Raw genomic sequence first — 22,569 nt, 5'->3', positions numbered from 1 at the left:
ATGACAGATTACCTGATCAAAAATGGTTTTGTCTTCGACCCCGTTCAGGGGATCAACGGAGACAAAGTGGATGTCGCAATCAAAGACGGCAAGATCGTCGATGCAGGCGATGTCACAAACCCGACCGTCATCGATGCAACCGGCATGACCGTGATGGCAGCAGCTGTTGACATACACGCTCACGTCGCAGGTCCAAAGGTGAATGTCGGCCGGAACTTCCGTCCGGAAGATAAGCTCTTCAATGGAAAGGCAGGCAGTGGTATCAAGCGTATGGAGGGAGGATTCTCCGTTCCTACCGTTCTCAGAACCGCATACCTGTATGCACGCATGGGATTCGGCTTCTCTATGGAGGCAGCAATGCCGCCTCTGTATGCACGCCATACCCATGAGGAGATTCGCGACACCCCGATCATCGACCAGGGAGCACTCCCGGTCTTTGGCAACAACTGGTTTGTCCTTGAATATCTCAAGGAGAACGAGATTGAGAACACTGCAGCATACATTGCATGGCTTCTCAACCAGACCAAGGGATTCGGCGTGAAGTGTGTGAACCCCGGCGGTACAGAGTCCTGGGGATGGGGAATGAACTGTGAGACCGTCGATGACGTGGTCCCGTACTTTGACGTGACCCCCCGGCAGATTGTCTCCGGCCTCATCGCAGCAAACGAGTACCTCGGGCTTCCGCACTGTATGCACGTGCACGGGAACAGTCTTGGTGAACCCGGCAACTACGAGATCACCCTTGACACCCTGAAGATCGCAGAGGGCTACAAGCCGCAGAATGAGTTCGGCCGTGACGTTGTGCTCCACAACACCCACCTGCAGTTCCACTGCTACGGCGGTGAAAGCTATGCGTCCAAGTCCTTTGAGTCCAAGTCAAAGGAAGTTATCGACTACATCAACTCAGTTGACAACATCAGCTACGACCTTGGTGTCGTAACCCTTGACGAGACCACCACGATGACGGCAGACGGTCCGTTCGAGCACCACCTCTCCCACATGAACAACCTCAAGTGGGCAAACACGGATGTGGAGCTTGAGACCGGATCCGGTATTGTTCCGTTCATCTACAACCCGAAGACATTCATCGCCGGCGCCCAGTGGGCAGTCGGTCTTGAGTGTGGTCTCTTCATCAAAGACCCGATGCGGGCATACATCACCACCGATGCACCCAATGCAGGGCCGCTCTCACGCTACCCCCGTGTCTACAAGTGGCTCATGAGTGCACAGGCACGTGAGGACATGCTCAACAACACGCTCAAATACGGTGACTCTATCCGTGAGCGCTGTTACATCGGTGAAATCGACCGTGAAATCTCGCTCTACGAACTTGCCATGATGACCCGTGCAGGACCGGCAAAGACCCTTGGTCTTTCCCACATGTTCGGTTCACTCAAGGTCGGTCTTGAGGGTGATGTCGCAGTCTATCCGTACAACCCTGAGACTGACACTGATGACCCTGAGAAGATTGAGTACGCATTCGGTAATGCAGCTTATCTCATTAAGGGCGGCAGAATGATCGTGAAGGAAGGCGAGATCGTTGACATGGGCAACAAGCGCACCTTCTGGGTCAATGCCAAAGTCAATGACAACCCGATGGTTGAGCGTGACATCTCAGAGAAGTTCCGCCGGTATTACACCGTGACGCAGAACAACTACACGGTTGAGGGACACCACTTTGTGCCGAATCCGTATGTCATCGAGGTCGATGCAACAAAGTGAGGTGACGGAGATATGGCAAAAGTAATTCTTACCCCAACCCAGACCCCCACACTCTTCCTTGAGGCAGAGAACATCACACCCGATGTCTTTGCAGGGAAGACTGCAGCGGAGATTGCAGCACTGCACGGATTTGTCGGCAAAACGACTGTCACCCTTGGTGACTACTTCAAGGTTGAAGGTGCAGGCGGGCAGACAGCAGCCGACACCACCATTGTTATCAATGGTGATGTCAGCCGTGTGAAGTACATCGGTATGAAGATGACCGCAGGTGAGATTGTCGTCAATGGCAGTGCAGACATGTATGTCGGCGGCTGGATGATCGGCGGCAAAATCACCGTTAACGGTAACATCGATGCATTTGCAGGGCTTGGCATGACCGGCGGCGAAATTATCGTCAACGGCAATGCAGGCAATTATCTCGGTGCAGCATACCGCGGCGACTGGCGTGGTATGCAGGGCGGAGTAATTCGCGTCAGCGGCAATGCCGGCAGTGATGTCGGTACATTCATGCGTGGCGGCACGATCATCGTCGGCGGCAACATCGACGTGCACGTCGGTACACACATGGAAGGCGGCACCATCATCGTCAAAGGCAACGCAAAGAGTCGCGTTGGCGGACAGATGGTGAAAGGAACGATTTACGTCTATGGTGACATTGACGTAATGATGCCAGGGTTCCAGTATCGCAATGATGTTGACCTTGAAGTCGATGGCCAGAGCGGCAAGTTTGCCCTGTATGAGGGAGACATGGGCGAACGTCACCCCAAGCAGAAGGGTGAGGTCATCTACGGTCAGCTTTATATGAAATACTAAATCCTTTTTTTTCGCGTATCCCTGTTCCACAGTTTCCCCGGATGCTGCACCGGAAAAACTGCATGTTTTATTGCGTATTCTCTCCATTTTTCCTGTACGAATTACCAGAATTTCGGATCCCGGCTCTTCTGGGCTGGTGAGGCAGGTGTGTGGACGAGGGATTTTTGTGTGGAAACTCTTCAGGTCAGAATATAACCGTGTTATTGCGATTGCTGTTGGTATTGGTGTAATCTCCGGTTTCAGCGCCCTTTTCTTCTTTGAGGCAATGCAGTTTGCCGCATCACTTCTTCTGGGGATGGTAGGCGGCATCACCCTTCCTGCCGCAGGCGCCACGGTTGGTGAGATCGGCGCATGGCAGCATCCTTCATCCCTGCTGATGCTCCTGCCGGTCATCTGTCTGGGTGCCTTTCTCTCTGCCATCATCGTATACCGGTTTGCGCCTGAGTGTGAAGGGGCCGGCACCGATGCCGCCATCGCTGCCTATCATGGGGATGGGAGAATCCGCTGGCGGGTGCCGCTGGTGAAGGCTGTCAGTTCCGTCCTTGTGATTGGTTCCGGCGGGAGTGCAGGGAGACTGGGGCCGATGGCACAGATATCTGCAGGATTTGGCTCGATTTTTGCAGATATCTTCCACCTTGATGAACGGGAACGCAGAATTGTGCTCGCAACCGGTATTGGTGCGGGGATTGCTACCATTTTCAAGGCTCCGCTGGGCGGTGCCATTCTCTGTGCAGAGATCATGTACCGCGGCGATTTTGAATCAGATGTCATTGTCCCCTCATTTCTCGCCTCTGTGGTCGGGTATGCAATATTCGGGTATTTTGAAGGGTATGACCCGGTCTTCAGTCTGGCATCCACGGCATGGACATATGCCCAGATTCCGCTCTTTCTTATTCTGGGAGTGGTGGCGGGTCTTTTTGGCCTGCTCTATATCTGGTCATACAAATCAGGAAGGAAGATGTTTTCCTCATTTTTTGCAGCACATGGTGCTCCCATTTACCTGAAACCGGTATGTGGTGCATTCGGGGTCGGCCTCTTTGCGATTCTCGTCTCACAGATCTCTCCCGATGCGATGCTGGTCGGGCTTGCAAGCCTCGGGACCGGCTATGGGGTGATGCAGGTGGCAATGTACGGGCTGCTTCCCTTCTCTGTGCTGCTCTTTATCCCGTTTGCAAAGATATTCACGACCTCCCTCACGGTGGGCTCCGGCGGCTCCGGCGGTCTCTTCGGGCCTGCGCTTGTCATCGGTGCCGGTGCAGGCGGCGCCCTCGGCACCGGGCTTCACATGCTCGTTCCGCAGCTGGTCCCGCTGGCATCAGTCCCCGCGTTTGTCGTTGTCGGGATGATCGCGCTCTTTGGGGGGATCTCAAATGCGCCGGTTTCCGTTCTGATTATGATCGTCGAGATGACCGGGAATTTCTCTCTCCTCGTGCCTGCCATGGGCGCTGTTGCGATCTCCTTTCTCATGACCTCCGGTGAGACCATTTTTGATGCGCAGGTGAAAAACCGTGCATACTCTCCTGCCCACAGGAGGGAATACCGGGTGGATATTCTGGAGGATATTCCGGTGAGTGATGCGATGGTGCCGCGGGATGAGGTGATAACCGTTGCACCTGACTGCACCATCTCCTCCCTGTATGATAAATTCCGCTCGACCCACCACACCGGCTTTCCGGTAGTGGAGAATGGGCGGCTCTGCGGTGTGATCACGATCACCGATGTCCGTGCCGCGGACGGTAATGCGGAAACGATGTATGTGAAAGACTTCATGACGACTGACCTGGTGACCGTGACCGGGCATACATCGCTGGAGCAGGCAGTGACGACCATGGCAGAGTCACACATCCGGCATATTCCGGTTGTCTATGAGGCAAAACATGATTCTCTTGCGGGGTTTCTGACTTCGGCTGATGTGATGCGCTTATATATGCAGCATCTGAAATAATCACCGTCCCCATTGCGGAGGATGAAAGCTTTATGGCTGTTTCGCGTGTCAAAAAAGGGATATTTTTGGATTTTTGAGAGTTTCCGCGGTGTTTTTCGGGAGATGTGGTGTTGTAGTTGAGGGGACGGGTTTCAGGGAGGGCTGGTACCTCTGCCTTATTGAGGTGGTCTCTGCATCCGGGTTATTACGCAAAGATATTGAAGATCTGATCGTCTCCGGTATCAGACAGGCGCTTTCGTTCTGCCGGTTCTTCAACAAGGGAGAGGATGGGCAGGTCCATATTGACACCGGGCACAAATCCGAACATCTTCTCCATCTCCACCTGCAGTGCATGCATGAAGAGTGAATTCGGGATGTCCATGGCACAGAGCTCTTCGCACTGCCCGCAGTTGATGCAGGAATCAGAGATGTGGCTGAACCGGATGAGGTGGAACATGAAGGGCGGGTTCACTTCACCGGGTGTGACCAGGTGCGGCTTTTTCGTGGAGCATTCCACACAGTAGCAGATCGGGCAGTTGTCGATGCACTGATAGCATTTAATGCAGCGTGATGTCTTATTGATGATAGATTTCAGGCGCTCCTCACTGTCACCGAGTTTTCCAAACTGTTCTGCACGGCATTTATCACCGAGTCTGAGCATGGCACTCTCCACCTTTCCGCGGATGGCAAGGCCCTGCGGGACAGGTGCACATGTGGCAAGCGCACCGCTCTTCGCGGCGGCATCGAGCAGGGCTGCGCCCTTCTCACTTCCCACCTCGACAAAGGTGGCTTTTCCTGCCCGCTCTCCGAGGACTCCCCAGTTTCCGCATGCAAGGTCGCATTGGCGGGGTATCTTTGTCTTGCAGCGCTGGCAGTTTGGCCGGCGCCCGTATCCCTCTTCTTCCAGATCATCGATTTTGATGCCCTTGTGTTCGTGATCTTCGGTGACAATGATGAACTGTCCCTTATCGATCTCTTCTTTGATGACCGTGTCAGGATCGGTCTCAAACTTCTCAGCGATCATCTTCCGTGCCTCTACCGGGCTCACGGAACCGCCGCAGTTGAGGCCGATCATGTAGATGTTATCGAGGTTTATCTGGTTGCGTTTGGCCAGTTCATACATCGCCTTTGCATCACAGCCCTTCAGGGTCACGGCAATCTTTGTGTCTTTTGCACCGCCGCAGTACTTTTTGATGAGTTTGGGGAGCAGCAGGGTGCCGCAGTGAAGCGATCCGGCCGTCTCATCGACCTCTGCCGGGTCAGTGATGAGTGCAGGAACTGCGTCATAGAGGTCGACACCCTTCTTTACGGCAAGCACGGCGTCAACCATCCCGCTCTCCAGTGCATATTTCAGCAGTGCTGACACCGCACCTCCGCACTCTCCTCTCTCTGCCATGCCGGCATCCGATGCCCATGCGTATACAAAATCTCCTTTTGCTGACATATTCAGTCCACCTCCTCAATACGGACTGCACAGTTTTTCCGTCCGCCGGTTACCGCACAGGCACAGATATCCCCCATGCGCATGGCAGGAATGACTGCGGTCCCTGCGGTGATGCCTTCCATGACTTTTACGGCCGCTGTCATCTCTCCGGTATCAGAGGTGATGGTGACATTCCTGCCGTCCGTTACCGCATATTTCTCTGCATCTTCGGAGCTGATTCCAATCCGGATGCCCGGAGATTCCCGCACCAGTGTCGGGCAGTTCTTTGAGAATGTACCTGCCGTGCCAAACCCATGCCAGATATCCGGGACCATCGAGAGCACAAGCGGAAACTCATCACTGGTTTTCACCGGCAGCGGCGGGAGCCCGACAGCGACAGAAGCCTTTCGGGGGGGAATGAGGCATCCGTCTTTTTCAAGTGCTTCATAGGTAAGACCATCATATCCCCTGATATTCGCGGTGAGGTCTGCAAAGATTGCCTCCGGTGTTTCATATCCGAGAGGTGTTCCGAGGGCCGCTGCGACGTCAGCCACAATTTTCCAGTGCGGCTTCGTGCCTCCGGCGGGCTCCTGTGCCTGATGAAGGCGCTGGACACGGCGTTCTGCATTGGTGGCCGTACCTTCGGTTTCTGCGAAGACTGCTGCCGGTAAAACGACATCTGCGTTCTGTGCGGTCACGGTGAGGAAGGCATCCTGAACGACGACAAAGTCTGCTGAAACGGGCCCCATCTCTTCTCCCATAATATAGCAGCATTTGATCTTTTCATCCGCGAGGACTGCTTTAACGGGTGTGGATGCGCCCATGTCAAGTGCACCACGGCCGTTGCTCTGTGCCGGGAATGCAAAGAATACGGCTTTTTTTTCTTCGGCAATGTTCAGTGCTGCTGCGGCGGCTGATGCCTCTGCGTCCCCTGCACTGACGCCGAAGAGGACGTATGCGTTCTCTCCTTCGATGCATTCGGCAGCTTTTGCAATCGCTTCAGACTCATTGCCCGGAACAGCCCGGATAAATATGTCAGCCAGTCTGGCGGTGGGGCTGAGGTAGGTGTCCACAACCGTTACCTTTGCCCCCCGGTCCTTTGCATTTGCAACCCTGCGTGCAGCAAGGGGGTGAGAAAGGGCGAGGTTTCCGACCACAACGACAGAGTCTGCATTGGCAATGTCAGAGATACTGCCTGCAGCGGCATCGATGCCCACCGCAGCGGGTGATGTGAAATTATCGGTTCCCAGGATTTCTGCAAGGCGTTTTAGCGCATAAATGTCCTCATTTGTAGCATGCGCCGATGCAATCACGGCAATCTCGGGGCCTGCATATTCTTTGCATTGTGTGGTGACACGGGCAAGTGCTTCTTCCCAGCTGCATTCTGTCAGTACACCATCCTTACGAATAAGAGGTGTGTAAATGCGTTCTGAACCGGTGGTCATCTCGTATGCATAATGCCCTTTCGGGCATGTCTTCCCGTCATTGACAGGAGAGCGGTGATAAGGGGCTCCAGCCACCACTGCCCCGTCCTGGACTGCCAGATTGAATGAACATCCTGTCGAGCAGAACGGACATAGTGTAGAAACATATCTGAATGACATAACTTTCAATTAATTTATTCAAAATGTCAACTATTTTAATTCTGTCCTGTGCGGAGACTCGGTTGATTATTTATGGTGGATAGAGGGCAGATAGTCAATTGAATTAACATAACTCTCTGTTCCGGACGCAAATGCATGCTGGTGCAAAAACTGTCTGCCCCGGGCGTGAAAACTAATATGCTGGAGGAAACATGGTACAGGTAATGAAGCAGTTGTTTGACCCTGACTCCCAGAGCGGGGTAATTGTGGAGGATGGGGTGGAGGCATATACTGTCCGGCTTCGTATCCCTGCAGGAATTGTAACCTCGGATCAGCTGCGGTGCATTGCCGAAGCTGCAGAGAAGTATGGTACGAAAAGCGTCCATCTTACGACACGCCAGACGATTGAAATTCCGCATGTTCCTGAAGAGAATCTGGAGGCACTCGGCGTGGCTCTTATGGAGAACGGGACACCGTTTGGTGCAGAACACCTGAATGTGGTCAATGTGACGGCATGCCCGGGGAATGAACGGTGCCGGCTTGCAAATATTGATTCCATTCCGTTTGCCCTCAATATTGACAAAAAGTACTTCGGGCGTGAGATGCCGGTCAAAACCCGTATCGGAATCTCTGCATGTCCAAATTCCTGTGTGAGCGAACGCCTCTGCGAAGTGGGGGTGACCGGGCATGTCAAACCTGTCCGTCATCCGGAACGGTGCACCGGGTGTGGTGCCTGCGTTGATTACTGCAAAGAAGATGCACTTGAGGTGAAAAACGGTGTTATTGTGCTGGATGATGAGCTCTGTATCCGCTGTGGTGCCTGTGTACATACCTGTCCATACGGGGTGATAACGGCAGAGGATCCGGTGTACGAGATCACCTTTGGCGGCAGACGCGGCCGTCACCCGAAGGTTGGCCGTCGTCTGGTGCTGGTAAATTCCCTGAAGGCAGCAGAGATGGCAGTTGATGAGGCAATGTACCGTATCTATCGTCAGGCGGTGGGCACCCACCTTCTGGCAGACCAGCTGGATGAGATTGGGTTTGACCTGATTGTGAAGTCTGTCCTGACCAAACTTCCGGAAGATTCCGTTGTAAAAAATCTGTGAGTACCGGTTTGGATGGGGGGGGTAATTCTGATTACTCTTCCATTCACTATATATTAAGTGTAGTTTAGGGCTAAATGCGCGTTTTTTTTTGAAAAAAAAGCTCAAAAGAAGCGCATCATACTAATGATAAAAAAATTCAATCTTTGTTGCATCTTGTGCTACGATCAGGTATGTTTCGTAATACCGTTTATGAATCTTAACTGATCTGAGGGTTGATTTGCCTATCTCTCACATTTTAGGTTTTATTTTTTTAAGATTATATTGTTTGGGATTAGGAATACTTATATTCTGACATTGTGTATATCTTCCTTGTCCCATGCGGGGACGTGCAGTAGTTACTATCATCGATTTCCGTCAGGATTTTTTATCCTGTCTTTGTTCAGAAAATGAAACGCATTGCACAAAAAGGGTAATTGGAGGAAAATAAATGGCAAAATATTCCGACACTATCGATCTCTATTCAGATGACGGAAAACTTCTGAAGAGTGGCGTTGCTCTCGACAAGATCAGCCCGCTCGTCAACCCGGCATCACGGAAGATCATCGACCTCACCAAGAGGTCAATCGCAGTCAACCTCGGCGGCATTCAGGGCGGCCTCAAAGCCGGTAAACTCGGCAAGGGTGTCATCCTCGGTCGTGAACTTGACCTGCCGATTATGGACAACAAAGACGCAATCATCGCAAAGATCAAAGAGATGGTTGACGTTGAGGGCGGCGACACAGTCGTTCACGAGTACAAGGGTGGAAACCTCCTTCTCGTCGAGGTCCCATCAGCACGCCTTGATGCAGCTGGAACCTATGATGCAGCTATCTCAGCTGTAGCAGCAGCAACCACCTACGCAATTGTTGACCAGTTCAACATTGATGCATTCAATGCATCCACCGTTAAGGCAGCAGCCTGGGGCGGATACCCCCACACAATGGACATGCCAGGCGCAGGCGTAAGCTCTGTTCTCAGCATTCCACAGAACAATGAGGGTATCGGCTTTGCACTTCGTAACATCGGTGTCAACCACTTCGTTATGATGACCGGACGGAATGCAATGCAGGGTGCAGCACTCGCTTCAACCCTCGAGACCGCAGGAGAGTTCGAGATGGGAGGCGCAATCGGCCCATTCGAGCGCCACATGCTTCTGCAGTACGCATACCAGGGCCTCAATGCAAACAACCTCGTCTACGACCTCACCAAAGAGAACGGCCAGACCGGTACCATCGGTACAGTTGTCCAGTCCCTTGTTGAGCGTGCAATCGAAGACAAGGTCATCGTTGCAGGCAAGAAGGGCAGCTACTTCCAGTTCTATGACACCAAAGACCCCATGATGTGGAACGCATATGCAGCAGCAGGTACCATGGCAGCAACCATGGTGAACTGTGGTGCAGGACGTTTCGCACAGGCAGTCTCCTCGACTCTCCTGTACTTCAACGATCTGCTTGAGCACGAGACCGGTCTCCCCGGCACCGACTTCGGTCGTGTAATGGGAACCGCTGTCGGTTTCTCATTCTTCAGCCACTCCATCTATGGTGGCGGTGGTCCTGGTATCTTTAACGGTAACCACGTCGTAACACGCCACGCAAATGGCTGTGCAATTCCGTGTGTCGTTGCAGCATGTGCACTTGATGCAGGTACACAGATGTTCACCCCAGAGGGCACTTCCGCTATCATGGGCGAGACATACGGCCAGATTGACGTGTTCAACAAACCGATCCAGAATATCGCAGACGGTGTCTGAACAGAGAACTGATTTGAATGACTGAAGCTGTCGTTGATTACCCCCAGTGCCGGATCACACCCCTCCGCATGCTCAAACCGGATTCCGCGGAGTTGCTGCTCAATGAGTTGGTGACTATCCCCGGAATACTCCGGATGATGATAAATGGTCCGAATCTCCCGCGTACGGTCCCCTACGGACCTGCACGGGGGAAACCCAACCCCAATACCAACCGAAGGGTCATCTCGGTTAAGGGGTCTGAATTTGAACTCCGTGTTCAGTTAGGGACTATTATCCTTGAGGTGCGGGATGACAGTGTAATTGAAGAAATCCGGGCACTATGTGACAGGTTTTTCACGAAATTTCCGTATCAGCTCCAGACCGGGAAGAAGTACATGAGAACCCAGGCAACGGTTGCAGACTATGCCAAATACGGTCCGAACGTTGATCCAAGCCTTTTAGGCCTCACGGATCCGCGCAACAAAGAAGGGCCGGTAATTATTCAGGGAAGATAAGGTTCACATGCCGATTGGTCGCATAACCCAGGTTGTTGACTGCCGCGAGTCCATGGGGATGGGGAAAGGCGGAGGCCTTGCCCAGCGGGGCACGATTTCAGAGTGCCGCCATCCTGATGTGATTGTCGTCGGTATGTCCCCGGGGAGGCGCCATGTGACGAAGCCGGTGTGCGATATCACGTCCGCCCTGAGGAGGGAGGGTGTGGAATTTTCCGTAAGCACCCTGGTGCTCAACGCCGGAAGCGGCGTTCCTTCCGATGCTCCGAAGATTGCCGGTTCTGTCCTGGGGGCATATTTCGGCCTTTCAGGAAAAGAGGTATCGCAGATTGAGCAGCATAAAGTGGCAGTTCTGCACCACGGGAATGTACGTTCCCATGTGGTGGAGAAGGTGCGTTTTATTCTCTCACAGGCAAATGTCCGCGCTGTTGTTGTCTCACAGGCACCAATAGACTATGAAGATCTCGCAAAAGTCGGTGTCAAAACCGCATTTGTCATGCCGCCACCGGAGCGCATCCGGACAAAGGGTGAGGTGGCTGCAATTGTCAGCGGTGTGACCAGAGGTCAGACCCCGCCGCGGGATAAATTGGCTGAAGTTGTTCAGGCAGTATTGAAAGAAATGAAAACTCCAACTTGAGGTGAAAATAATATGGCATACACACCACAGTATGGTCCGGGTACCTCTATCGTCGCCGAAAACAGGCGCCGTCAGATGAACCCGAACGTCGAACTTGACAAAGTTCGCGATGTAACTGATGAAGATGTTGTGCTGGTCCTCGGTCACCGTGCACCGGGTTCCGCATATCCAACTGCACACCCACCACTTGCAGAGCAGCAGGAACCTGACTGCCCAATCCGCAAGATTGTGGAACCAACCGAGGGTGCAAAGGCAGGAGACCGTGTCCGCTACATTCAGTTTGTTGACTCAATGTTCAACGGTCCTTCCCAGCCGTACCAGCGTACCTACGTTGAATCATACCGCTTCCGTGGCATCGACCCCGGTACACTCTCCGGTCGTCAGATCGTCGAGTGCCGTGAGCGTGACCTCGAAGCATACTCCAAGTGGCTCCTCGAGACCGAAATGTTCGAGCCCGCTCTCACCAGCATCCGTGGCGCAACTGTGCACGGACACTCACTCCGTCTTGCAGAAGACGGCCTGATGTTCGACATGCTCCAGAGGTGCGTCCTTGGTGACGATGGTGTCGTTATCTACGTGAAAGACCAGATCGGAGAACCCCTGGACCGTGCAGTCTCAGTCGGCAAGCCACTCGACGACGCATGGGTCAAGGCACACTCGACCATCTTCCACTCACTCGTCGGTACATCATACCGTGATGACGAGGAGTACATTGAATACATCGTCCGTGTCCACTCACTGAGAACCAAATACGGCTTCATGCCGGTTGAGGAGTGATTTTAATGGCAAAAATAGAGAGATCACAGAAGCTTTTCCTTGACGCACTCAAAGAGAAGTTCCAGGGCCAGGATCCTGAGTCCGTAAAGACCACGTTCTACAACTTCAACGGTGTCCGCCAGTCTCCCCGTAAGCGGGAATTCATGAAGGCTGCAAAGGGCATCGAGATGGAGCGCGGTATCTCCATGTATGATCCAGAGCACTGCCACCTTGGTGGTATGCCAATGGGTCAGAGACAGCTCATGACCTACGAAGTCTCCAACACCGGTGTCTTCGTAGAGGGTGATGACCTCCACTTCGTCAACAACGCTGCAATGCAGCAGATGTGGGATGACATCCGCCGTACTGTCGTTGTCGGCATGGATCTTGCACACGCAACCCTCCAGAAGCGTCTCGGTAAGGAAGTTACCCCTGAGACCATCAACGAATACCTCCACATCCTCAATCACGCAATGCCTGGTGCAGCAGTGGTTCAGGAACACATGGTCGAGACCCACCCGGGCCTTGTCGATGACTGTTACTGTAAGGTATTCACTGGCGACGACGCAATGGCAGATGACATTGAGCCACAGTTCCTGATCAACATCGAGAAGCTCTTCCCATCCGAACAGGCAGAAGTCCTGAAGGCACAGGTTGGCAAGTCGATGTACCAGGCAATCCACATCCCGACCATTGTCTCACGTACCTGTGATGGTGGAACCACCTCCAGATGGTCCGCTATGCAGATCGGTATGTCCTTCATCGCAGCATACAGAATGTGTGCAGGTGAAGCAGCAGTCGCTGACCTTTCATTCGCCGCAAAGCACGCCGGTGTCTCACAGATGGCATCCATCCTTCCGGCACGCCGTGCACGTGGTCCAAACGAGCCCGGTGGTATCAAATTCGGTGTCTTCTCCGATATTGTCCAGGCAAACCGGAAATACCCGAACGACCCCGCCCGTGCAGCTCTTGAGGTTGTCGGTGCAGGTACCATGCTCTTCGACCAGATCTGGCTCGGTTCCTACATGTCCGGTGGTGTCGGTTTCACACAGTATGCAACTGCAGCATACACCGACAACATCCTCGACGAGTACACCTACTACGGTATGGACTACCTGAAGGACAAGTACGGCTTCGACTACACCAACCCAGACCCCGCAGCAACCATCACTCCAACCCAGGAGATCGTCAACGATCTTACAACCGAGGTCAACCTCAACGGTATGGAGCAGTACGAGCAGTACCCAACCGCAATGGAAGACCACTTCGGTGGTTCACAGCGTGCTGGTGTCCTTGCAGCAGCTTGTGGTCTGACCTGTTCCATCGGTACCGGAAACTCCAATGCCGGTCTGAACGGATGGTACCTTTCCATGCTTATGCACAAGGAAGGCTGGTCACGTCTTGGTTTCTTCGGCTACGATCTTCAGGACCAGTGTGGTTCAGCAAACTCCCTTTCAATGGAGCCTGACCGCGGTCTGATGGGCGAACTCCGTGGACCAAACTATCCAAACTACGCAATGAATGTCGGTCACCAGGGAGAATACGCAGCTATCGTCGGTGGTGCGCACTACGGACGCGGCGACGCATTCTGCTTCGACCCACTGATCAAGATCTGTTTCGCAGATCCGTCACTCACATTCGACTTCTCCGAACCCCGCCGCGAATTCGCAAAGGGTGCAATCCGCGAGTTCAAGCCAGCAGGCGAGCGCTCACTGATCATACCGGCACGGTAAGATCAACCCAATTTTTTTTTCATTAACAAAAGCAAGCAGGTGCTAATTTTGCAACGTAGCCTGCATTCCGTTTCTATCGTAAAATAGTGATTCTCTTTTTTTCGAAACCTTTAATAAAATCCCTATCGAGGTTTAATTGAACCAAAAAGGGTTTGTGTAACGTGTTACTCTGGTGCTTTGGCACACAGGAGGATGCCTGAATGGAAGAAATACTATTTGGCATCGGTATCAGCGCTTTAGCCGGCGCTCTTGCTACTGTGGCTGGCGCTGCGGAGGACACTGAATCTGATATCGGATCACAGGGTGACCCGAACTCACAGGTTCAGCTGGCTCCGCAGATGGGGTATATTCACAGGATCTACAACAAAGCAGTATCCGGTGAACCCCCTGCGTACGGTCTATGGGTGGCATTAGCTGCTGGAATTGCCTGGGCGTTGATGGCGATTCAGTACAATGCGATTCTTGCTCTCATCATTGGTTCTGCGGTCGCAGTCTTTGTGCAGGGCGTGTACGCCACGACTGCATATCTCGGTCGTACGGCAAGTCTCGCAAAATTTGAACAGCCAGTTTATATCGATATATTAAAATCGGTTACAACTGTGACTATGGCCCACGCATTCGTTGCGGTCTTCACCACTGTTACTATGTGTTTCCTCATCATCGAGGCACTGGGACATCCGTTCCCCCTGCCATTGATGGGTATCGTATGGGGTATCGCACTGGGAGCAGCAGGGTCTGCAACTGGTAACCCGTTCTATGGAAAAGAACGTCAGTACCAGAAGTATGCCTTCGGAGCTGGGTTACCTATCTCCGCATCCGGTGACATTGTCCGGTATGCAGAGGCAGGACAGAGAAGTTCACTTGACAATGGATGGTTCACATCCAAGGGAGCAGGTCCCGCATCCGGTATCTGTTTCGGTCTTATTGTGTTCTTCGAATTATGGCGTACCATTCTCTTCGAGCCATTCGCAGCAGGCTGGGGAGCAGTGATCGCCGGTGCCGTAATCATCATCGTCTTCATGGTCATCGACCGCTTTGTCGAGACATGGGCACGCAAGACCTACGGCCCGTATACAACAGAAACTGAAGAGGAGGCAACAGCATGAGTGCATTAGGCGGCGGTTCAGCTGGCGGAGAGGGTATTAACCCGACTGCATCTGTAATCGCACTTGTAATCGTACTTGTATCAGTGGGCATCATCTATGCTCTCTATCCTGCAGCACTCATCCCTCTCATCGGCGTCATCATCGGCGGCGTGCTCATCTCCTTTGGTGTGCACTTTGTGCCGGTTGGTGGTGCACCAGCAGCAATGGGCCAGGCACCCGGTATCGCTACCGGTGTGGCAATGCTCGCTGCCGGTGGTGGCCTTGCAGGTCTCTTCGGAGGCGCATGGGCAGCTGAGCTGGGCATCTGGGTTGCACTCGGTGCAGGCGCAATGGGCGGCGGTCTCCTGATGGCAATTACCTGTCTGATGGTGAACGTTGTCTATGTCTATGCAATGGGTATCCCCGCTGCATCAGGTAAAATAGACAAAGACCCCATCACCGGTGACACCTTCCCTGCATACAAATCTCAGGGAACAGAGGGTCACGGACTGCCGTTCATCTCCTACGTTGGTGGTGTACTCGGTGGTATCTTCGGTGGTATGGGCGGTACGCTCATCTATCTCGAACTTCTCTCCGTCTATGAGGAAGCACTTCCGTCATTCCTTGGCATGACCCCTGAGGGCATGACCACACTTGCAGTATCCCTTGCAGGTATCTTTGCGGTTGGTATGTTCCTTGTAGCAGCAGTGCTTACCGCGTACAACATTACCGGTACAATCGAAGGTCCTCACGACCCGAAGTTCAAGAGATGGCCCCGTGCAGTAATCGGATCGTCTGCAGCATGTGCAGCATGCGGTCTTGTTGCTATTCTTCTGGTGGTAATCTGAGGTGTTAGAGAATGTCAGTTAAAATTGAAGCATCAGAAGGCGGAATGGACCACAATACCATGCTTGGTATCGGGCTCATTGGCGCACTGGTCTGTATCTATCTGGTCTACCTCAACACCCTGATGTCAACCGAAGTATTCGCCTTCTTTGGCGGACTTGCAGCTGTCATCGCACTCTGGTGGGGTACAGACTCAATTAAGAACCTCTGCAGCTATGGTCTTGGTACCGGTGTGCCATCCGCGGGTATGATCGCGCTTGGTTCCGGTGTCGTTGCCATGCTCTTTGCAACAAAACTCGCCGGAATCAGTCCACTTCTTGTGCCTGTCGGCTGTGTCATCGTTGCAGCAATCCTCGGAGCAATCCTCGGATTCATCTCAGACAAGGTTCTCAACATGAACATCCCGGTCATGACCCGCATGATTGCAGAGCTTACCGTTGTCGGTTCACTGACAATGCTCGGCTTCACCGCAATGGTTGCAGGTACGTTCTCCTTCGGAGACCTCATCACCGGTGCAACATCAGTCTTTGGTGTTGAAATTGCAAGCTACGCAGCATCTGTTATCGGTGGATGTGTGCTCGCAACAATCTTCATGCTCGGCGCAATTGCTATCCAGCACCCGTTCAATGCATGTCTCGGCCCCAACGAATCATGGGACCGCACACAGATGTGCGCACTTGAGTGCGGATTTTTGAGCATGATCGGCGTTTCAGTCATGTCACTCGCCTTCCTCTCACTTCCCGCAGTTGTCATCTCATTTGCTATCTCAATCATCCTCTGGGGATGGTCCTACAGTGAGTTGATTAAGCTCTCGAAGCGTGACGCATTTGCATGGCTTGACGCACAGCCTATCCGTGAAGTCGGAGGTGAACAGTAATGGGATATATCCAGGTACTGCCTGAGTATGGTCTCGTCGCTGACCCCATGATCGGTCTTGTGACCACTGCAGGGGCATCCCTCGGTCCGGTGGTTGAGCGTGTCGAGAAACTCGACAAGGTTGCTGATGACATCGTTAACATGCTCTCCGGAGAGGGTGACTTCCTTGCATCCTTCCCTGGCAGAGGTACAGCCCTGCTCTATGCAGGTGGTGTCACGGCAATGTGGTATGGATTTGCGGTCGGACTTTTCATCGCGGGGATAGTCGCGTTTGGATTCTTATGAGGTGATAGAATATGGCAAATAAGAAATCACCGGCCTCAGGCTGGCCAGTTATCCAGGGCGATTACCACTCCGGCAATGCAGAAAGCTGTGTTGCAGTCTGTACGTTCGGGTCTCACCTTGACGAACAGGGTATCTGCAATGCAGGCGCTGCCATCTGTGGTTCCTGTAAGACCGAGAACCTTGGTCTTGAGAAGCTGATTGCAAACACCATCTCGAATCCGAACATCCGTTTCGTCGTTTTCTGCGGAACCGAAGTAAAGGGTCACCTTTCGGCCCAGTCACTGAAGGCCCTGCACGAAAATGGTGTCGAGGGCGGTAAGATCGTCGGTTCCAAGGGTGCTATCGCATTCATCGAGAATCTTGACGCAGCCGCAATCGAGCGCTTCCAGCAGCAGGTCGAAATTATCGACATCATGGAAAGCGAAGACATGGGCGCGATCACCGCTAAGATCAACGAGTGTGCAGGGAAAGACCCCGGTGCATTCGACGCAGACCCGATGCTTGTCGAGGTCAGCGGTGATGAAGGCGGTGCAGGAGACGGTGCAGAAGGCGTCGAAGCTGAGATGTCCTCTGAACTTGCCCTGATCCACGCCCGGATGAAAATCATCCAGATGATGGTCACCGACATGGGATACCGCAACCGCTATGCAGCGGGTGTGTATTCCGGTAAAGTCGAGGGAGTAATGATCGGACTGATCATATCGTTTGTCCTTTTGGGCTTCCTTCTGATGGGGTGAAATAAGTGACAGATGAAAAACAACCCACAACAATCCGTACTGCAGCGATTGATGACATTATGTCAGAAATCACGTACAAAGGGCAGATTCTTGCACGTACCAACAAGCTTGACTCTGCAATTAGTGCCAGCGGTATCATGGGCTTTGCAGTCGGTCTGATTGTTTCCGTCGTCCTTGTGATGGTCCCTGTACTGCTGATGGGAGGTATCTGAAATGGCAGATAAGAAATCCCCGGCATCAGGCTGGCCAGTTATCCAGGGTGACTATCACTCCGGCAATGCAGAGAGCTGTGTTGCAGTCTGTACGTTCGGGTCTCACCTTGACGAACAGGGTATCTGTGACGCAGGCGCTGCGATCTGTGGTTCCTGTAAGACAGAGAACCTCGGGCTTGAGAAGCTGATTGCAAACACCATCTCGAATCCGAACATCCGTTTCGTCGTTTTCTGCGGAACCGAAGTGAAGGGTCACCTTTCGGCCCAGTCACTGAAGGCCCTGCACGAAAATGGTGTCGAGGGCGGTAAGATCGTCGGTTCCAAGGGTGCTATCGCATTCATCGAGAACCTTGACGCAGCCGCAATCGAGCGCTTCCAGCAGCAGGTCGAAATTATCGACATCATGGAAAGCGAAGACATGGGCGCGATCACCGCAAAGATCAACGAGTGCGCAGGGAAAGACCCCGGTGCATTCGGTGCAGACCCGATGATTGTCGAGGTCAGCGGTGATGAAGGCGGTGCCGGCGGTGCCGTCTCTGCAACAGCAAACCCACAGTTCCTTGAGATTGAGGCAAAACTCAATGCTATCGAGACGAAACTGGAGTTCGCAGATGCAGAACTTGCTCAGCGCTATGGCCGTAAGGTCGGCCGCGACATCGGCATTCTCTATGGCCTTGTCGCTGGTCTGATTGTATTCATGATGTTACTGGTATTACTCCCCAAGTTAGGCGGATTTATCTGAGGAGGGGGAAAAAATGTTCAAATTCGAGAAAGAACAGGCGGTATTCGATTTCAACGGTACCAAGATTGGCGGGCAGCCCGGAGAATATCCCCGGGTTCTCGGTGCGTCTATCTTCTATAACAAGCACGAGACTGTTATTGACGATGAAAAGGGCGTAATTGACAAGGATCGCGCAGAGGCGCTCTGGAACAGGTGTCAGGAACTTTCTGACCAGACTGGTGTAAAACACTTCATCCAGATCATCTCTGAATCAGGAGAGGCTTTTGAGAGCTACTTCTCATGGTTTGACTCCATTGACAACAAGACGGCATTCCTTATGGACTCGTCCATGCCTCCGGCACTTGCTCACGCATGTGAGTACGTAACCGAGGTCGGACTGGCAGACCGTGCCATCTACAACTCAATCAATGGTTCAATCCTTCCGGAGAACATTGAGGCACTCAAGAACAGTGACGTCAACGCAGCAATTGTGCTGGCATTCAACCCCGGCGACCCAACCGTAAAGGGCCGTGAGGCAGTGCTTTCCGAGGGTGGCGTCGCTGGTCAGGCAAAGTCCATGCTTGCAATCGCAGAAGAGTGCGGCATTACCCGGCCTATCCTCGACACCGCAGCAACACCGCTCGGTCTCGGGTCAGGCGGTTCATTCCGTGAGATTCTTGCATGCAAGGCAATCCATGGTCTCCCAACCGGTGGTGCATACCACAACATGACCGTCTCCTGGACATGGTTAAAGCGCTGGAGAAAGAGCGTTCTTGCAAGCCAGTACGAGGGCAAGGACCTTCTTCTTGAGCAGATGGCACATCACCACTTTGGTGGCATTGAAGGTATCCGGCAGGCCGCATGGTCCGCTCCTGATATCGGATGTAACATCATGGCAGCAACCCTTGGTGCAGACCTTATCATGTACGGACCTATCGAGAACTGTGAAGCAGCATCCACTGCAATCGCATTCACCGATATTGTCCTTGCTGAAGCAGCAAAAGAGCTTGGCGTGGATGTCGCAACAGAGGACCACCCGCTCTTCAAGCTGGTCTAACCCAATACTTTTTTTTGTTCGTTGTCGTGTGTGCCGTCCTGGACGATACAGCGGCGCAAAGCTTCTGACAATGCGTCTGTGAATCTTCATCTTCCGCTGTATGTGTTCTGTCGCCCGGCATCATGACCGGAGATTTGTGATCCGGGTCTGTTCAGCATCGGTATGAATACACCGCCCGACAGAGTCCCGGACGCTGAGTACATGTGAAAAACGGAAAAATGCAGGAAAAATAACGTTTTAGAAAATTCGGACCGTGTTCACGGCACCCTTTACTTCAAGAGAAAGATCAATGTTTTTTACCGTATGGGTAAGGCTTCCCATGCTGATGGTATCAATTCCGAGCACGGCATAGGACTCGAGGGTTTCCGGCGTGATGTTGCCGGAAACTTCGATAATCACCCGTTCGCGCAGGGTATGTTCGGTGAGGAGGTCAAGTGCGCCCTGCACCTCCCGCGGGAGCATATTGTCAAGGAGGATGATGTCTGCCCCTGACTGTGCGGCGATGAGTGCATCTTCTGCCGTCTCCACCTCCACCTCCACGTTGACATACCTGCTGTATGCCCGTGCCTTTCGGACTGCCTCTTTGAGGGGCACCAGTGCCAGGTGATTGTCCTTGATGAGGATCATGTCAGAGAGGCTCATGCGGTGCGGGTCAGCGCCGCCGGTAATTAACGCCTGCTTGTCGCAGAGGCGCAGGCCGGGTGCGGTCTTGCGGGTGCCTGCAATACGGATCGCAGGATTTGCCGCTGCTGCTGCCAGCACCGCCCGCCGGGTTGCCGTCGCAATTCCGCTCATCCTGCTCATCAGGTTGAGGATGGTGCGCTCCACCATCAGGACTGCTGATGCCGTCCCTTCGAGTTCGGCAATCACGGCACCCGGCTGAATCTCTGCACCTTCAGAAACCCTTCGGGTGAAGGTGATGCCGCAGTAGGTGCAGATGGCCTCTGCTTCGGCAAGGCCGGATATAACGGCGTTTTCTTTGCCGGTGATGCGGGCCATGCACCTGCGGTCCGGGATCACTGCCCGCGATGTGACGTCACCGTACGGAATATCTTCATTCAGGTATCTGAGGAGGTCTTCCCGAAGTGCCATGATTCTGTTATTTCCGCCGGAGTGCCATCATCCTTTCTATGGGGACGCGTGCCCGGTCCATCAGATCGGTGGGGAGCTGTACTGCATACTCACCGGTGATGAGGGAGCGCTCCAGCAAATCGAGGGTTATCTTTTTCATGTCGGCACAGACTGCGTCTTCCCGGACGAGGAATGTCTTCTCCGGGTAGAGTTTTTCAAGCCGGTATGCAATCCCTTTTTCGGTGAGCAGCATCCATGAATCTGCATTTTGTGCCATTTTCACCATGCCGCCGGTTGATGCCACCACATCGGCGCCTCTCCTGACCTCACGGCGGCACTCCGGGTGGCAGATCGTCATACAGCCCTGCTCTGCTGCTGCGATGACGTCATCACAGGTGAAAAGTGCATGGACATAGCAGTGTCCGCCTTTCGGCAGCGGTATGATCTCCTTCTCAGGCACCTGTGATGCGACATAATCTGCCAGATTTGAATCCGGGCCGAAGAGAATGGTCGTCTCTTTGAGTGAACGCACCACATCTACTGCGTTTGCTGAGGTGCAGACAATATCCGCCTCTGCCTTTGCTGCGGTGTCACTGTTTACGTAGAGAACGACTGCTGCCCCCGGGTGGGCGAGGCGCGCCTCCCGCACCATCTCCGGAGTGAGGAAGTCTGCAAGGGGACATCCTGCATCAGCTGCAGGGAGGATGACGGTCTTCTCCGGGTTGAGCACTTTTGCGGTCTCTGCCATAAACCGGACCCCGCAGAGGACGATGGTGTCCTCTGTGACTTCACGGGCCTTCACAGCCAGTTCCAGGCTGTCGCCGATGATATCCGCTGCATCCTGTATCTCCGGGGGCTGGTAGTTATGGGCAAGTATGATCGCGTTGTTTTCCTTTTTGAGTTGTTCAATACGTTTTAACTGGTCAGTGTACATGGTTCTAGGTCCCTATCTGAATGGGGTTGTCGAGGTTGCGTAACAATGACAGTATGGAAAGGGCGGCAAGATAACTGGTTGCCGGGTTCTCAGGACTGGGGCGATTGCTCACCGTGATGGTAATATCGCCGAATTCGCCCTCGACAAACAGTTCATGGGTATTGCGGTCAGTGTTGGGGTCTGCCCAGAGTTCAACCTCTGCTTCATGGCCTGAAGCAAGTTCAATGGCAACAGCGACATTGATATTCTTCGGATACCGGCGAATACAGTCGCGTGCGGTTCCCTTGAAGAGGAGCATCGGTTTGTCTGCCTCAATGCCCAGTGACCGGGGATTTTTTGTGGTCCGCAAAAGGATTTTACTTACCTCTGCAATCTGGCAGACCTTCAGGTTGTCAAGTCCGGTGATAGCACCGCTGGGGATGTATATTTTTTTGCCTGTCTTTGCTGCACATGCCTTCAGGTGGTCCCTGAACGGTTCATCCGTGAGGGCTCCGACGCTGAGGATTACCAGGTCCTTTCCTGCGAGAAGAATTGCTTCTGCATGGGCCTGAACCGCGGCGACGGATGCGGCCTCCACAACAATATCGATATCCTGTGCAAGGAATTCATCAAATGACTCATACGCCGGAGCCCCGCACAGATCCTGTACGGCAACTGCCCGGGCATAGACTGCGTCATGGAGGGCTGCAATAACAAATCCCTCATGTTTGTGTGCGATGATTTCGCCGACATTACCGCACCCCAGTAATCCAATCCTGCGCATCTGTACCCCAAAAATAGGTTTTAATTGTTTATCTTCTTTGCCGGGGATGGCGGTGGTGCAAATAA

Annotated in this window: 22 protein-coding genes; 17 read left to right on the top strand and 5 right to left on the bottom strand. The window is 53.2% G+C overall.

What is annotated here, in order from left to right; all coding sequences use genetic code 11:
• The 3 genes from L1S32_RS07175 to L1S32_RS07165 all read left to right on the top strand — a co-directional run bounded on the left by L1S32_RS07175 (position 1) and on the right by L1S32_RS07165 (position 4,480).
• Entirely contained in the window at positions 1-1,722 is a 1,722-nt protein-coding gene (locus L1S32_RS07175) for a formylmethanofuran dehydrogenase subunit A (protein WP_278154344.1), read from the top strand.
• Positions 1,723-1,734: 12 nt separating this feature from the next.
• On the top strand, positions 1,735-2,535 hold the full coding sequence (locus L1S32_RS07170) for a formylmethanofuran dehydrogenase subunit C (protein ID WP_278154343.1): 801 nt from the start codon (positions 1,735-1,737) through the stop codon (positions 2,533-2,535).
• Positions 2,536-2,680: 145 nt separating this feature from the next.
• Positions 2,681-4,480: a chloride channel protein gene (locus tag L1S32_RS07165; RefSeq protein ID WP_278154342.1), complete on the top strand. Its 1,800-nt coding sequence runs from the start codon at positions 2,681-2,683 to the stop codon at positions 4,478-4,480.
• Positions 4,481-4,664: 184 nt separating this feature from the next.
• On the opposite strand, the gene L1S32_RS07160 is transcribed toward L1S32_RS07165, so the two are convergent.
• Both L1S32_RS07160 and L1S32_RS07155 read right to left on the bottom strand, forming a co-directional pair.
• Positions 4,665-5,903, bottom strand: a complete 1,239-nt coding sequence (locus tag L1S32_RS07160) for a Coenzyme F420 hydrogenase/dehydrogenase, beta subunit C-terminal domain (protein ID WP_278154341.1) — start codon at positions 5,901-5,903, stop codon at positions 4,665-4,667.
• Positions 5,904-5,905: 2 nt separating this feature from the next.
• Positions 5,906-7,486, bottom strand: a complete 1,581-nt coding sequence (locus tag L1S32_RS07155) for a molybdopterin-dependent oxidoreductase (RefSeq protein WP_278154340.1) — start codon at positions 7,484-7,486, stop codon at positions 5,906-5,908.
• Between the two features lie 191 nt (positions 7,487-7,677).
• Between L1S32_RS07155 and L1S32_RS07150 the strand changes: the two genes are divergently transcribed.
• From L1S32_RS07150 to mtrH, 14 genes are all read left to right on the top strand, one after another.
• Positions 7,678-8,571 (top strand): 4Fe-4S binding protein, encoded by an 894-nt coding sequence (locus L1S32_RS07150; protein WP_278154339.1) that lies wholly within the window; start codon positions 7,678-7,680, stop codon positions 8,569-8,571.
• A gap of 427 nt (positions 8,572-8,998) precedes the next feature.
• The gene (mcrB, locus tag L1S32_RS07145) at positions 8,999-10,300 is read left to right on the top strand and encodes a coenzyme-B sulfoethylthiotransferase subunit beta (RefSeq protein WP_278154338.1); all 1,302 of its coding nucleotides are present in this window, start codon (positions 8,999-9,001) and stop codon (positions 10,298-10,300) included.
• A 17-nt stretch (positions 10,301-10,317) separates the two neighbouring features.
• Positions 10,318-10,794 carry a methyl-coenzyme M reductase operon protein D gene (gene mcrD / locus L1S32_RS07140; RefSeq protein WP_278154337.1) on the top strand — a complete coding sequence of 159 codons (477 nt, stop codon included), beginning with the start codon at positions 10,318-10,320 and terminating at the stop codon, positions 10,792-10,794.
• 7 nt (positions 10,795-10,801) lie between these two features.
• The gene (mcrC, locus tag L1S32_RS07135; protein WP_278154336.1) at positions 10,802-11,428 is read left to right on the top strand and encodes a methyl-coenzyme M reductase I operon protein C; all 627 of its coding nucleotides are present in this window, start codon (positions 10,802-10,804) and stop codon (positions 11,426-11,428) included.
• Between the two features lie 12 nt (positions 11,429-11,440).
• Positions 11,441-12,205: a coenzyme-B sulfoethylthiotransferase subunit gamma gene (gene mcrG / locus L1S32_RS07130; protein WP_278154335.1), complete on the top strand. Its 765-nt coding sequence runs from the start codon at positions 11,441-11,443 to the stop codon at positions 12,203-12,205.
• A gap of 5 nt (positions 12,206-12,210) precedes the next feature.
• Positions 12,211-13,917: a coenzyme-B sulfoethylthiotransferase subunit alpha gene (gene mcrA, locus L1S32_RS07125; RefSeq protein WP_278154334.1), complete on the top strand. Its 1,707-nt coding sequence runs from the start codon at positions 12,211-12,213 to the stop codon at positions 13,915-13,917.
• A 200-nt stretch (positions 13,918-14,117) separates the two neighbouring features.
• Positions 14,118-15,023, top strand: a complete 906-nt coding sequence (gene mtrE / locus L1S32_RS07120; protein WP_278154333.1) for a tetrahydromethanopterin S-methyltransferase subunit E — start codon at positions 14,118-14,120, stop codon at positions 15,021-15,023.
• A complete protein-coding gene (gene mtrD, locus L1S32_RS07115; RefSeq protein ID WP_278154332.1) occupies positions 15,020-15,850 on the top strand; it encodes a tetrahydromethanopterin S-methyltransferase subunit D in 831 nt (276 codons plus the stop codon). The genes mtrE and mtrD overlap by 4 nt, the downstream gene beginning before the upstream one ends.
• An 11-nt stretch (positions 15,851-15,861) precedes the next feature.
• A complete protein-coding gene (mtrC, locus tag L1S32_RS07110; protein WP_278154331.1) occupies positions 15,862-16,725 on the top strand; it encodes a tetrahydromethanopterin S-methyltransferase subunit C in 864 nt (287 codons plus the stop codon).
• On the top strand, positions 16,725-17,009 hold the full coding sequence (gene mtrB / locus L1S32_RS07105) for a tetrahydromethanopterin S-methyltransferase subunit B (protein WP_278154330.1): 285 nt from the start codon (positions 16,725-16,727) through the stop codon (positions 17,007-17,009). The genes mtrC and mtrB overlap by 1 nt, the downstream gene beginning before the upstream one ends.
• Positions 17,010-17,020: 11 nt before the next feature.
• Complete coding sequence (mtrA, locus tag L1S32_RS07100) at positions 17,021-17,746, top strand: tetrahydromethanopterin S-methyltransferase subunit A (RefSeq protein ID WP_278154329.1); 726 nt, start codon at positions 17,021-17,023, stop codon at positions 17,744-17,746.
• A gap of 5 nt (positions 17,747-17,751) precedes the next feature.
• Complete coding sequence (locus L1S32_RS07095; RefSeq protein WP_278154328.1) at positions 17,752-17,958, top strand: tetrahydromethanopterin S-methyltransferase subunit F; 207 nt, start codon at positions 17,752-17,754, stop codon at positions 17,956-17,958.
• A gap of 1 nt (position 17,959) precedes the next feature.
• A complete protein-coding gene (gene mtrA, locus L1S32_RS07090; protein ID WP_278154327.1) occupies positions 17,960-18,700 on the top strand; it encodes a tetrahydromethanopterin S-methyltransferase subunit A in 741 nt (246 codons plus the stop codon).
• 13 nt (positions 18,701-18,713) lie between these two features.
• The gene (gene mtrH, locus L1S32_RS07085) at positions 18,714-19,736 is read left to right on the top strand and encodes a tetrahydromethanopterin S-methyltransferase subunit H (RefSeq protein ID WP_278154326.1); all 1,023 of its coding nucleotides are present in this window, start codon (positions 18,714-18,716) and stop codon (positions 19,734-19,736) included.
• A gap of 237 nt (positions 19,737-19,973) precedes the next feature.
• Here the strand turns inward: mtrH and nadC are convergent, their stop codons facing one another.
• The 3 genes from nadC to nadX are packed head-to-tail and all read right to left on the bottom strand — an operon-like array spanning position 19,974 to position 22,504.
• Positions 19,974-20,828 (bottom strand): carboxylating nicotinate-nucleotide diphosphorylase, encoded by an 855-nt coding sequence (gene nadC / locus L1S32_RS07080; RefSeq protein ID WP_278154325.1) that lies wholly within the window; start codon positions 20,826-20,828, stop codon positions 19,974-19,976.
• 7 nt (positions 20,829-20,835) lie between these two features.
• Positions 20,836-21,741 (bottom strand): quinolinate synthase NadA, encoded by a 906-nt coding sequence (gene nadA, locus L1S32_RS07075; protein WP_278154324.1) that lies wholly within the window; start codon positions 21,739-21,741, stop codon positions 20,836-20,838.
• Positions 21,742-21,745: 4 nt separating this feature from the next.
• Positions 21,746-22,504 carry an aspartate dehydrogenase gene (gene nadX / locus L1S32_RS07070; RefSeq protein WP_278154323.1) on the bottom strand — a complete coding sequence of 253 codons (759 nt, stop codon included), beginning with the start codon at positions 22,502-22,504 and terminating at the stop codon, positions 21,746-21,748.
• Positions 22,505-22,569: the final 65 nt, after the last annotated feature.

Origin of the sequence: Methanogenium sp. S4BF (assembly GCF_029633965.1) — an archaeon.
Classification (GTDB): domain Archaea; phylum Halobacteriota; class Methanomicrobia; order Methanomicrobiales; family Methanomicrobiaceae; genus Methanogenium.
Note: the sequence above shows the minus strand (reverse complement) of the source record. Positions and strands in the feature narration are given on the sequence as shown.